This is a genomic window from Ochrobactrum teleogrylli (assembly GCF_006376685.1).
Lineage (GTDB): Bacteria > Pseudomonadota > Alphaproteobacteria > Rhizobiales > Rhizobiaceae > Brucella > Brucella teleogrylli.
In genome coordinates, this window is record NZ_VEWL01000019.1 from 27,786 (window position 1) to 40,401 (window position 12,616).

The following is a 12,616-nucleotide window of genomic DNA, read 5'->3' on the forward strand; positions in this document are numbered from 1 at the left end:
AGCCGTCACTCCCTACTTCGCCTGCGGCATCCACATGGCCGTCCGCGCACCGATATGCATATTGAGTGTCTTGGTCTCGGTGTAATCCTCCACCGCATGACGGCCCAATTCGCGCCCCAGACCCGACTGGCGATAACCGCCGAAAGGCAGTTCCGGCGTGCCGTCCATGAAAGTGTTCATCCAGACTGTGCCAGCACGCACCTTGCGCCCGATGGTCATGCAGGTATCGAAATCACGGCTCCACACGCCTGCCGAAAGACCGTAATCGACCGCATTGGCAATCGAGATTGCGTCATCCACGCTGTCGAAGGACAATACCGACAGAACCGGCCCGAACACTTCTTCACGCGCCACGGCCATGTCGGCCTTCACACCGGACAGAATGGTCGGGCCCATATATTGGCCGAGGCCGAGGTCGAGCACCTCACCGCCATGCGCCAGCGCCGCACCAGCCTTTCTGGCCTGATCGACATAGGCGCCAACCTTGCTCAGATGCTGCGGCGTGATGATCGCGCCCACCTGTGTGCTGACATCGAGCGGATCGCCGACAATGACCTTTTTCGACAGATCGGCGACGCGCTCGACAATCTCATCGACAATCGAGCGATGCACGATCAGCCGCGAACCGGCATTGCAGCATTCGCCCGCATTGAACCACGCGCCGAACACCGCCGCGTCGATGAAGGCATCCATATCCGCATCCGGGAACAGGATTTGCGGGTTCTTGCCGCCAAGCTCCAGCGACACTTTTTTCAGGGTCTGAGCGGCATTGGCCATGGTCAGCTTGCCGACGCCAGTGGAACCAGTAAACGACACCATGTCCACATCTGAATGCGTGCTCATATGCTGGCCGACATCCGCACCAGTTCCGGTGACGATGTTGACGACGCCATCCGGCACGCCCGCCTCGGCCAGAATTTCACCCAGCACCAGCGTCGAGCCGGAGGTGAGTTCCGACGGCTTGACGACCGCTGTGCAGCCTGCAGCCAACGCGAAAGGAAGCTTCTGCCCGACGATCAGGAACGGAAAATTCCACGGCGTGATGATGGAGACGACGCCAATCGCCTCGCGCAGCACCACGCCCAGCGTGCCGTCGCCCAGCGTATTATAGCTCTCGCCATGCAGATCGCGCGCCAGCGCTGCCGCATAGCGCCAGATATCGACCGAACCGGCAATCTCGCCACGCACCTGACTGATCGGCTTTCCAGCTTCAATCGCATCGAGATAGGCAAGCTCTTCGGCCCGCGCCTCGATCAGCTCGGCAGCCTTCAGCAGAACCAGCGAGCGCTGCGAAGCAGTCTTAGACGACCAGCGCCCGTCATCGAAAGCCTTGCGTGCGCTTGCTACGGCGCGTTCCACATCCGCCTTGTTGCCCGCCGGATAACGGCTCACCGTGACACCATGGCCGGGGGCCACGCGCTCAATGGTCTGGCCGCTCTGGCTGCCCACCCATTTGCCATCGATCAGCATGGAGAATTCGCGGACGGCCAGTCCGGCCAGCGGTTGCGGCTTTACAATAACGCTCATCACCATTCTCCTTTAAAATTCGCTTCGCGCTTTTCGCTAAACGAGCGCACACCTTCCTTCAGATCGCCGGTCTTGGCGACAAGGATGGAACCCAGCGCCTCGACAGCGGTTCCGTTGTCCTCGCCATTGGCGACGGACAGCATCAGTTTGGAAATTTCCAGTGCAGCCGGTCCGCGTTGTGCCACCCGCGCCGCATAATCCTGCGCCGCCTGCAAGGCTGCGCCCGTTTCCACAACGGCATCGACCAACCCGTGCGAGAGCGCTTCCTCAGCCGTGAACATCTCGCCGCCCAGCACCATTCGCCGCACGACCTGCGCGCCGAAGCGGTGTACAAGACGCTGCGTGCCCGACCAGCCGGGGATCATGCCCAGCGATGTTTCCGGCAGACCGATCTTCGCCTGTTTTTCGACAATGCGGATATCGGCAGCGCCTGCCAATTCCAGCCCGCCGCCCAGAGCATGACCATTCATTGCCGCGATCAAGGGCACACGCAAAGTCGCAAGCCGCTCGAACACCCGATGACCATAGCGCACCCAGGCATGGCCGAATTCCTGCGGTTCCATGCCGCCCCAGGCCTTGATGTCGCCGCCTGCTGAAAAGGCTTTGCCCTCACCGGTCAGGATTGCAACCCGCACAGTGCTATCCGCCTCCACCCGATCACAGGCGGCAGACAATTCCTGCAAAAGCTCAATATCGAATGCATTGAGCTTTTCGGGCCGCTTGATCGTCATGACCGCGATGTGATTTTCGGTCGAAATTTCTATCCTATCAGCCATGTCGCGCCTCCAGCTTTCGCGCCGGTTTTTGCGGCAATTCAAGTCCAATTGGCTCCTCGCGGAACAGCGCTTCATCCATGGTCTTGAGCTGGTCGGAAACGATCAGCGGAAATTCGGATTGATCTAGAATATGCGCCTGCAAATCGACACCCGGCGCAATCTCGGTGAGCACGATACCTTCCGGCGTCAGCTTCATCACCGCCCGTTCGGTGACGTAGGTAATGTCCTGTCCCTGCGCGACGCTGCGGGGGCCTGAGAAGGTGACATGCTCGACTTGCGTGACCAGTTTTTTGAGCTTGCCTTCTTTTTCGATCACCAGCTTACCGTCAGCGACCGACAATTTCGCACCCGCATTGAACATGCCGGAAAAGACGATCTTCCTGGCGCGTGCGGTAATGTCGACAAAGCCGCCCGCTCCCGCCGTGACATGCGGACGGAATGAAAGTTTCGACACATTGACCGAACCGTCGCGCCCGATCTCAAGGAACGAGAGCAGCGAGGCATCAAAACCGGCACCCTGAAAATAGGTGAACTGATAGGGTGACGGCATATAGGCATCGGCATTGGACGCGCAGCCGAAAGCGAAGTCCAGAAGCGGCACGCCGCCGACAGCACCCTGCTCGATCACCCAGGTCACGGCACCGTGCAGGCCTTCTTCCAGCAAAATGCGTGGCACATTGGCGGAAATGCCGAAGCCGAGATTGACCGCGCTGCCCGCCTGCAATTCCTGCGCGACACGCCGTGCAATCGCTTTTTGAATATTGAATTCGGCGAGACGGAATGTATCCAGCGGGCGGAAAATCTCGCCCGAAATCGCCGGGTCGTAGAGCGTCTGCGTGGTCTGCTTCTGGTCGGGATCGACAACGATATAATCGACCAGAACGCCCGGCACGCGAACGTCATGCGGCTTCAGCGTGCCTTCCTTGGCGATGCGCTTCACCTGCGCAATGACGATGCCGCCATTGTTGCGCGCTGCCAGCGCCTGATCGAGACCGCCGAGATAAGCGCCTTCATGCTCATAGGTGAGGTTGCCGCGTTCATCCGCCGTCGTCGCGCGAATGATCGCCACCTGCGGGATGATGGCGGGGAAATAAAGCCAGTCCTCGCCTTCGAAGCTGACATGTTTCACCACCGGCTCTTGTGTAGCCTTGTCATTCATCGCCGTACCCTGACGCTTGGGATCGACAAATGTATCGAGCCCTACCTTGGTCAGCACGCCGGGGCGCTTTGCCGCCGCCTCACGGTGCATGTCGAACAGGATGCCCGACGGGACATTATAGGCCGGAATCTCATTATTGGTGATCATCTGCCAGATCAGCGGCGGTTCGGCATTCGACGGGCCGGACGGATAAGACCCGCCGATGATCTTCTTCAACAGCCCGGGCTTGGCGATGTAATCCACCCCCTTGATGCCGCTCATATCGCCCGCCGCAATTGGGTGCAGCGTGGTGATGTTCTTCGGGTGGCCCGTCTCGTCGAACCGCTCGCCAATCGCTTTCAGCGTCAGGTCGGGACAGCCGAGACCGCTTGATGACGAGACCGAAACGACAGCATTGTCGGGGATGAGTGCAGCCGCTTCCGCAGCCGAAATATGCTTGTTCATGGTGTTCAGAGTCCAGATTGAACGGCGGTTGCCTTGCCAGTCTTGGCGGCTTCCGCGACCGCAAGCCCGGTGGCGAGCGACCAGATGCCGTCTTCGAGTGTTGCAGAAGGCTGGCCCTTGCCCGCAATCGCGTTGTGGAATGCCTGCAAGGCTGTTTCGTAGAGATTTTTCTGGTCGAGCGGCAATTCGTGCTCACCGTTTTGATCACGCAGCAGCACGGTGCCGACCGGCTTTTGCGTCATCACATTGCGCGCCACCAGCGAGCCTTCGCTGCCATGCACTTCAAAGCCCGTTTCGGCATATTTGGCGGTGAAAGCATCGTGGAACTGGGCAATCGCGCCGGAGGAGAAGCGCAGCACACCCATCACACCGTCTTCCAGACCATCGCCGCTGAGGCCCCCCTGCTGGCTGAAAGCCAAGGCTTCGACCGGGTTTTCGCCCAGCACAAAACGCAGCGTGTCCGCGTCGTGCACGGTGATATCGAGGATGACGCCGCCACCGGCATCTGGTCGTTCAATGCGCCAGCCCTGCAAATGTGGCGGCAGATAAACCGCATGGAAAACCCGCGCCCCAAGCACCTTGCCGATCCGGCCTTCTGCGATGGCATCGCGCATAGCGCGGTGGCTGGCGGCATTGCGCAGATGATGGTTGGTGCCAGCCACAACGCCTGCCTCGCGCACGGCTTTCAGCATGGCATGGGCGTCGCCAATCGTCAGCGCCAGCGGCTTTTCACAGAGGACGTGTTTAGCTGCTTGTGCCGCGGCAATCGCCTGATCGCGATGCAGTTCATTGGTGGTGGAGATATAGACAGCGTCGATTTCCGGATCGGCCAGCATCGCATCAAGGCTTGTCACCGAGCGGCCAATACCATTATCGCGGGCATAGGTTTCGCCGCGCGCGGCATTGGTGCTGTAAACCGAAACGACTTCGCCGCCGGTCGCACGAATGGCTCCGATCACCCACTCTTTCGCAATCGTGCTTGCGCCTATAAGGCCCCACTTTGCCATTGGTGTTTCTCCTCCTTTTTGGTCTGCGCGCCACAGCTTGCGCGCACCGCAAGACGCACCGCCAAACGCTGCGCCTCCGCCTCCACCCGTTCCGAGTTGATCTGCTTCAACAGAAGCTGTGCCGCCCGTTCGCCCATCCCCTGCGGATCGACCGACACCGTTGTTAATGCGGGCACCGCCGTCTTTGCTTCGATCACATCGTCAAAGCCGACCACGCCGAAATCGCGACCCGGTTCCAGATGCGCGGCGCGCAGGCCGTCACAAACACCAAACGCCACCGCATCGTTGAAACACACCGTGGCCGTTGGTTTTGCGCCGTGCAGCAACATGCGCTCGACTGCTTCCACACCACCTGCCCGCGACGGCGCCGATGTGAAGATCAGCGCCTCGTCAAAGGCGAGACCCGCCTGCTCCAGACCAGCGCGATATCCGGAAACACGCTCCGAAAACACCGCGGTATCCGCATAGCCGCCCATGAAGGCGATGTTCCTGTGACCCAGACCAACCAGATGCTCGACGGCCTTCGCGACACCGCCGCGATTGTCGGACAGAATGGACGAAACGCCGGAACCCGGCACATCGCGCACCATCTGCACGACCGGCAGGCCGCTTTTCGCCAGCGGCTTCAGATCGCCTGATTCCGTACCGCGCGCCGGTGAAACGATCAGCCCCGCAATGCCATGTTCCCGCATGGAGGCGATCACCTCACGCTGGCGGTCGATGCTTTCGCCGGTATTGGCCAAAAACTGCACATAGCCCGCCGACTGCATCACGCGGTCTATGCCCACCGCCAGTTCGGCAAAGAAGCTGTTGGTCAGATCATTGACGACCAGCCCGATGATCTTCGACTTCGCCTGACGCAGATTTGCGGCGCTGCGGTTATAGACATAACCGAGCTTTTCGATTGCCGCCTGTACCTTGACCCGCGTTTCAGCGTGAACCAGCGGACTGTCACGCAGCACGAGCGACACGGTCGATTTGGACACGCCTGCCTCGCGTGCAATATCGATGACCGTAACGCTGCTCTTGTTCATGGCTTTCCTCGACTTCTGCCGCTAAGTTAATTGGAACGTTCCAAAATTGTCAATTAGATAAATTTAGCCGTAATATTGCCATGATATCGCCTTGTTTTTTGGCCCTTTTTAGGCGGAATTCTCTAAATAATGGGCTATATCTGTTTGAAATAGGCTTATTCCTTGCCATTTGGAACGTTCTAAATTATCAAGACTGAGGTTCATGGGAGGACGATGATGGGCGTTGCATTCGACACTATGCTGACCTTGCCGAAGGCCGGTGGAACCCTGCTTCCATATCGGCTTGTCGGAACGCCGACCGAAAGACCGTCCGCTCCCCCGCAATTCAATCGCATCGCCTATGCGGCAGCGCATGTTGTCTCCGACCCGCGAAAAGATACGACGCCCTGGAGCAATCCCGCGCTCGACTGGGATGCGACCATGGCTTTCCGGCATCATCTCTGGAGTCTCGGTTTCAGGATCGCCGAAGCGATGGACACATCGCAGCGCGGCATGGGCCTCAACTGGACGGGCGCGCAGGAGCTGATCCGCCGCTCGCTGGCTGAAAGCAAGACCGTAGCGGGTACCGATCTCGCCTGCGGTGCTGGCACCGACCATCTCGATCCGGCGGATGCCAAGAGCCTTGATGACATCATCAAGGCCTACGAAACACAGGCTGGTTTCATCGAGAAACACGGCGGGCGTTTCATCCTGATGGCAAGCCGCGCCCTTGCCCGTATCGCCCGCTCGCCCGACGATTACGCAAAGGTTTATGGGCACATTCTCTCCAATGCCCGCGAGAAAGTTGTGCTGCACTGGCTAGGCGACATGTTCGATCCGCAGCTCAAGGGCTACTGGGGAGCCTCAAATTTCGAGGATGCGCTGGATACCGTCATCGACATCATCGAAGCCAACCGCGACAAGGTGGAAGGCATCAAGATTTCGCTACTCGAAGAACGTTACGAACTGGCATTACGAGACCGGTTGCCGGAAGGCGTGCTCTGTTTCACAGGCGATGATTTCAACTATGCGCCGCTGATCGAAGGCGACGGCAACCGGCACAGCCATGCCTTGCTCGGCATTTTCGATGCGGTCGCGCCACAGGCCTCCAGCGCATTGGCAGCGCTTGCCCAAGGCGACAGCGCCCGTTTCCGCGCCATCATAGAGCCGACCGTCCCGCTATCGCGCAAGATTTTCGAAGCGCCGACCCAGTATTACAAGGCGGGCATCGTGTTTCTCGCATGGCTCAACGGCCACCAGACGCATTTCACCATGCCAGCCGGAATGCAGTCGGCGCGCGGCATTGTCCATTATGCCGACATTTTTCAGCTGGCGGACAAGGCCAATGTGCTCGACAGGCCGGAGCTTGCCGTGAAACGCATGAAGTCGCTTTTGGAAACCCATGGGGTGGAACAAGCCTGACAGCCGCTTCATCAAGCGACCCGTATTCCCCCATGCAATCTGTCCGGTTCCCGTGCTGATTGATTTCGGCTATCAACTTGATTAAGCAATCAACAGCATAGAAACCAATTAGGGGAGATTTTCATGCGTTCTGTACTTCTGGCATTGCTGGCCGCAACGGCCATTGCCACTTCGGCCCAGGCAAAAGACGTTACCGTCGCCGTGACCGCCATCGTCGAACATCCGGCGCTCGACGCTGCCCGTGACGGCGTCAAGGATGCTTTGGCCGAAGCCGGTTTCAAGGAAGGCGAAAATCTCAAATTCGTCTATCAGTCCGCACAGGGCAACCCGGCAACCGCCGCACAGATCGCACGTCAGTTCGTCGGCGAAGGCCCGGATGTGATCGTTCCGATCTCCACCCCTTCGGCTCAGGCCGTGGTTTCTTCCACGCGCGACATACCGGTTGTGTTCACCGCCGTATCAGATCCGGTCGGCGCACAGCTCGTCAAAAGCATGGAAAAGCCGGGCGGCAATGTAACCGGCCTCTCCGACATGTCGCCGGTGGCCGAACATATCAAGCTCATCAAGGAAGTGATGCCGAACATCAAGAAGCTCGGCTATCTCTACAATTCCGGCGAAACCAATTCGGTCTCGCTTCTGGCTGCGCTGAAGGAAGCTGCTGCCGCTGACGGCATCGAAATCGTTGAATCCGCCGCCACCAAGTCGGCTGAAGTCAAGGGCGCTGCGCAGGCCCTCGTCGGCCGCGCCGATGCCATGTATGTGCCGACCGACAACACCATTGTTTCGGCCCTCGAAAGCGCTGTCGGCGTTGCCGAGGAAAGCAAGCTGCCGCTCTTCACCGCCGATACGGATTCCGTCAAGCGTGGTGCGATGGCTGCACTCGGCTTCAACTATTACGACGTCGGCAAGCAGACCGGCGCTGTGGTTGCACGCATCCTGAAGGGCGAAAAGCCGGGCGACATTTCAGTTGAAATCGCCAAGGGCACTGATCTCGTCATCAATCTTGGCGCCGCCAAGAAGATGGGCGTGGAATTCCCGAAGGCCGTGATCGACCGCGCCACCAGCAAGATCGACTGATCATCGATCAGACCGCAGAAAAAAGGGGGCGAGAGTGAAAACTCTCGCCTTCTTCTTTTTGGACAAAGGCCAAAGGAGTTCCAAACAATACCCAAGGTGGGGCAATACCGCACGAATGTTGCGTGAGCCGCACATAAAGCCGCATTTGCGGGCCTTTGGCGCGGTTTGGGCTTGCGCTCGGGATTACGAGAGTTGTAATCCCACTGGAATAATAATGGGAACAAATGATCTAGCCGGGAAACGATCCGCACGGGCCTCGCCCGCCGGATACACTCAAACCAAAACCGGTCGCGATTGGTGAAAGCCTTTTGGGCAATCGGAGGCACGAAGCCTCGATGCCCGCAGGCTTGCGGATGGTCTTATGCCGGAAAACCGGCTTCATCCTTGTCGATTGCGGCAAAGTACAAGGAATGTCGTTGTGAGTCAGATCGCCTTCTGGGGTGCGGTCGAATTAGGCCTCGTTTTCGCGTTTGTCGCCATTGGCGTTTATCTGGCGTTTCGCGTCCTCGACTTTCCCGACTTGACGGTAGACGGTTCATTCCCGCTCGGTGCAGCTGTAACCGGCGTTCTGATCCTCGCAGGCCTCAACCCATGGCTCGCCGCCGCAATCGCCATGGTTGCCGGCGCGATAGCCGGTCTCGTGACCGCCACGCTGAATGTCCGCTTCAAGATTCTCAATCTGCTCGCATCCATTCTGACGATGATCGCGCTGTTCTCGGTGAACCTGCGTGTGATGGGTCGGCCGAATATCGCGCTCATCAATCAGGACACGATGCTCAGCCCCTTCTTCGGCCACGGCATTCCGGAATATTACGTGCGTCCGGCTTTCCTGTTCGTGCTGGTGGCCATCGCGGTCTTCATCGTCTGGCGCTTTCTGGAAAGCGACATGGGCCTCGCCATGCGTGCGACCGGCGCCAATCCGAAAATGGCGCGCGCGCAGGGCGTACAGACGGATCGCCAGATCTATATCGGCATGGCGCTGTCCAACGCGCTCGTCGCGCTTGGCGGGTCGCTTTTCGCCCAGACGAACGGTTTTGCGGACGTCACCTCGGGCGTTGGTACCATCGTCGTTGGTCTCGCAGCGGTCATCATCGGTGAAACCATCCTGCGCACGCGCAACCTGCTGGTGATCCTGATCGGTTGCGTGCTCGGCTCCGTCATCTACCGCATCGCCATCCAGCTTGCACTTTCGAACGGCAACACATTCGGCCTGCAGGCGTCCGATCTCAACATCGCCACCGCGCTTCTCGTTACATTCGCCCTGATATTGCCGCGCATGCGCCGCGGGGGAGCATCCGCATGATCGAAGTATCCAATCTCGATGTCGTCTTCGGTCGCGGTACCCCGCTGGAAAAGCAGGTTCTGAACAAAATCAACCTGACCATGGATCGCGGTTCCTTCGTCACCGTTATCGGCTCGAATGGCGCTGGCAAATCCACCCTTCTCGGTGTGCTTGCGGGCGATGTCATCCCGACCGGCGGCAAGGTGGTGATCAGTGGCAAGGATGTGACCCGCAAATCCACCGCCGAACGCGCCGGTCTCGTCGCACGCGTGTTTCAGGACCCGCTGGCTGGCAGTTGCGGCACCCTGACCATTGAGGAAAACCTCGCGCTTGCCGCATCGCGTGGCAAGAAGCGCGGCTTCACCCATGCGCTGAATTCCAATCGTCGCGAATGGTTTCGCGAGCGCGTGGCGAGCCTCAATCTCGGCCTTGAAAACCGGATGCAGGACCGCATGGAACTTCTCTCCGGCGGGCAGCGTCAGGCGCTTTCGCTGATCATGGCAACGCTGGCCGGTTCGGAAGTTCTGCTTCTCGACGAACATACCGCAGCGCTCGATCCGGGCATGGCTGAATTCGTCATGGAACTGACCCGTACGCTCATCACCGAAAACAAGCTGACGGCACTGATGGTCACCCATTCCATGCGTCAGGCGCTCGACTATGGTGACCGCACCATCATGCTGCATGGCGGCAAGATTCTGCTCGATGTTACCGGCGACAAGCGCAAGACGCTGGGCGTGGAAGACCTGATCGAGATGTTCCGCAAGGTGCGCGGCCAGACGCTCGACGACGATGCCCTGCTGATCGAATAATAGTCCACTATTCGCTTTTCACAGCCGCCGTTCATCCCGTGACCGGCGGCTGTTTTGTTTCTGGCCGAAATGTTCTAAGAACCCACTATGGCCCAGAAAAAAGCAAATGAAGTCGATGGTTTCCTGAGCAGACCGAGCAGCTCGTTTCCGGTCGTGCTTCTTTATGGCCCGGATAAAGGGCTGGTGAGTGAGCGAGCGCGCCGCTATGCCGAGGCGACAAAGCTGCCGCTCGACGATCCCTTTGCCGTCATTCGCATGGAAGCCGACGAGATCGACGCAGATCCTTCGAAGCTCGCCGATGAAGCGCGCACTATTTCGATGTTCGGTGGCATCCGCTTGATCTGGATCAAGAACGCCGCCGGGCAGAAGAAACTCGCCGATGCGGTCAAGCTCTTGGCAACCGAACCGCCGCATGAAACCTTCATCCTTGTGGAAGCCGGTGATTTGAAGAAGGGCGCAGGGTTGCGCAGCGCCGTCGAGAACGCCTCGGCGGGCATGGCGCTGCCCTGCTATACGGATGATGCGCGCGGCATCGATGGTGTCATTGATGATGTGCTGGCCGAATGGAAGCTGCAGATCACCCTCGATGGGCGTCAGCTGCTTCGCGCCAGCCTTGGCGGGGACCGCCTTGCCACCCGCGGCGAACTGGAAAAGCTCTGCCTCTATGCGCGCGGCAAGGAACGCATCGACATTGACGATGTGCGCGAAGCGGTGGGCGATGTTGCAGGCCTGTCGACAGAAGAGGTCGTGGATGCAGTCATTGCCGGTGATTTGCAGCGATTTGAAATCACATTCGACCGTGTCGTGAAATCCGGCACAGCGCCTTTTCTGGTGCTGAACACAGCCATGCGGCAATTCCAGCAGATACAGGGCCTGCGCTATATCATGGATAGCGAACGCAAAAGCGCGTCCGTTGTCGTGGCCGGTGCAAGGCCACCCATCTTCTTCAATCGTAAAAGGCTGATCGAAACAGCAGTCGGACGCTGGAGCGGCGAAAGCCTTTCACGCGTTTTGGAGCGTCTCCAGCGTGCCGTGCTGGAAAGCCGTCAGAATTCCGCGCTTGCCATTCCGATCATCCGCCAATGCCTGATGGCTATCGGTGTGGAAGCTATGCGCAACGCACGGCGCTAGCTCCCTTCTCGTGAAACAATCCGCAAATAAAAACCCCGGTATAGATACCGGGGTTCTTGTATTCCACAAACGAACAAATCAGCTTTGAAGGCGGCGGCAGATTTCATCGAGTTGCTCCAGAGAGCTGTAGCGGATTTTCACCTCGCCGCCCCGGTCCCGATGGTTGATCTCGACCTTCATGCCGGTCACATCGGAAAGCAGCTTTTCCAGCGCCTTGGTGTCGGCATCTTTCTCCACCGGAGCAGCTTTGCCCGGTTTCGGTTCCGCCCCGCCCCGCGCTTCGGCCTGCGCAAGAGCTTCCACCTGACGGACGGACAAGCCTTCCTTGACGATCCGCTCCGCCAGAACCGTCGGATTGTCCATCGTGATAAGACTGCGCGCATGTCCGGCAGACAGCGCACCATCAACGATAAAATCCTGAACTGGTTGCGGCAGCTTGAGAAGGCGCAACGTATTGGCCACATGGCTACGGCTCTTGCCGATCACCTGCGCCAGATCGCTCTGCGTATACTCATGATTATCGATAAGCTGTTGATATCCCAACGCTTCTTCGACTGCATTCAGGTCTGCGCGCTGAACGTTTTCAATGATCGCGATCTCAAGAGCGACGCGATCATCCACATCGCGGACGATAACAGGGATCGTATCGACGCCTGCGCGCTGCGATGCGCGCCAGCGGCGTTCGCCGGCGATCAGCTCGAAATGATCAGGCTGACCGGGCGCGGGACGCACCACGATTGGCTGAACAACACCATGTTCCTTGATCGACTGGGCCAGATCTTCGAGTTCTGCTTCCGCGAACATGCGTCGCGGATTGCGCGGATTGCGCGTGACGAACTCGATGGGCACATTGCGTTCGATTGGAACTGGCGTTTTGCGCTCCTCGACCGGACGGTCGATCTCACCAATCAGGGCGGCCAGTCCGCGGCCAAGGCGCTTCTTTGAAGGATCGTCGTTCATCGTTCG

The 12,616-nt window shown here is 59.0% G+C and carries 11 protein-coding genes; 5 read left to right on the forward strand and 6 right to left on the reverse strand.

The features are described from left to right. Window positions 1-12: 12 nt before the first annotated feature. Genes FIC94_RS20650 through FIC94_RS20670 form a run of 5 tightly spaced genes read right to left on the reverse strand, consistent with a single transcriptional unit; the run spans window position 13 to window position 5,947 of the window. Window positions 13-1,533: an aldehyde dehydrogenase family protein gene (locus FIC94_RS20650; RefSeq protein ID WP_124915135.1), complete on the reverse strand. Its 1,521-nt coding sequence runs from the start codon at window positions 1,531-1,533 to the stop codon at window positions 13-15. Continuing rightward, window positions 1,527-2,303, reverse strand: a complete 777-nt coding sequence (locus FIC94_RS20655) for an enoyl-CoA hydratase/isomerase family protein (RefSeq protein ID WP_140026245.1) — start codon at window positions 2,301-2,303, stop codon at window positions 1,527-1,529. Before FIC94_RS20655 ends, FIC94_RS20650 begins: the two co-directional genes overlap by 7 nt. Continuing rightward, entirely contained in the window at window positions 2,296-3,906 is a 1,611-nt protein-coding gene (locus tag FIC94_RS20660) for an acyl CoA:acetate/3-ketoacid CoA transferase (protein ID WP_140026246.1), read from the reverse strand. Before FIC94_RS20660 ends, FIC94_RS20655 begins: the two co-directional genes overlap by 8 nt. A gap of 5 nt (window positions 3,907-3,911) precedes the next feature. Further along, window positions 3,912-4,913: a Gfo/Idh/MocA family protein gene (locus tag FIC94_RS20665; protein ID WP_140026247.1), complete on the reverse strand. Its 1,002-nt coding sequence runs from the start codon at window positions 4,911-4,913 to the stop codon at window positions 3,912-3,914. After that, window positions 4,892-5,947, reverse strand: coding sequence for a LacI family DNA-binding transcriptional regulator (locus FIC94_RS20670; protein ID WP_121536855.1), 1,056 nt, complete (start codon window positions 5,945-5,947; stop codon window positions 4,892-4,894). The genes FIC94_RS20665 and FIC94_RS20670 overlap by 22 nt, the downstream gene beginning before the upstream one ends. A gap of 216 nt (window positions 5,948-6,163) precedes the next feature. Between FIC94_RS20670 and FIC94_RS20675 the strand changes: the two genes are divergently transcribed. The 5 genes from FIC94_RS20675 (at window position 6,164) to holA (ending at window position 11,650) form a co-directional block, all read left to right on the forward strand. Then, the gene (locus FIC94_RS20675) at window positions 6,164-7,348 is read left to right on the forward strand and encodes a dihydrodipicolinate synthase family protein (protein WP_140026261.1); all 1,185 of its coding nucleotides are present in this window, start codon (window positions 6,164-6,166) and stop codon (window positions 7,346-7,348) included. A 123-nt stretch (window positions 7,349-7,471) separates the two neighbouring features. Then, window positions 7,472-8,425, forward strand: a complete 954-nt coding sequence (locus FIC94_RS20680) for an ABC transporter substrate-binding protein (protein ID WP_140026248.1) — start codon at window positions 7,472-7,474, stop codon at window positions 8,423-8,425. A gap of 418 nt (window positions 8,426-8,843) precedes the next feature. Further along, the gene (locus FIC94_RS20685) at window positions 8,844-9,728 is read left to right on the forward strand and encodes an ABC transporter permease (protein WP_109370010.1); all 885 of its coding nucleotides are present in this window, start codon (window positions 8,844-8,846) and stop codon (window positions 9,726-9,728) included. After that, entirely contained in the window at window positions 9,725-10,519 is a 795-nt protein-coding gene (locus FIC94_RS20690; protein ID WP_140026249.1) for an ABC transporter ATP-binding protein, read from the forward strand. Before FIC94_RS20685 ends, FIC94_RS20690 begins: the two co-directional genes overlap by 4 nt. An 87-nt stretch (window positions 10,520-10,606) precedes the next feature. Continuing rightward, window positions 10,607-11,650 (forward strand): DNA polymerase III subunit delta, encoded by a 1,044-nt coding sequence (holA, locus tag FIC94_RS20695; RefSeq protein WP_140026250.1) that lies wholly within the window; start codon window positions 10,607-10,609, stop codon window positions 11,648-11,650. Between the two features lie 78 nt (window positions 11,651-11,728). Here holA and FIC94_RS20700 read toward each other — a convergent pair whose 3' ends face one another. Then, entirely contained in the window at window positions 11,729-12,610 is an 882-nt protein-coding gene (locus FIC94_RS20700; RefSeq protein WP_140026251.1) for a ParB/RepB/Spo0J family partition protein, read from the reverse strand. Between the last annotated feature and the right edge of the window lie 6 nt (window positions 12,611-12,616).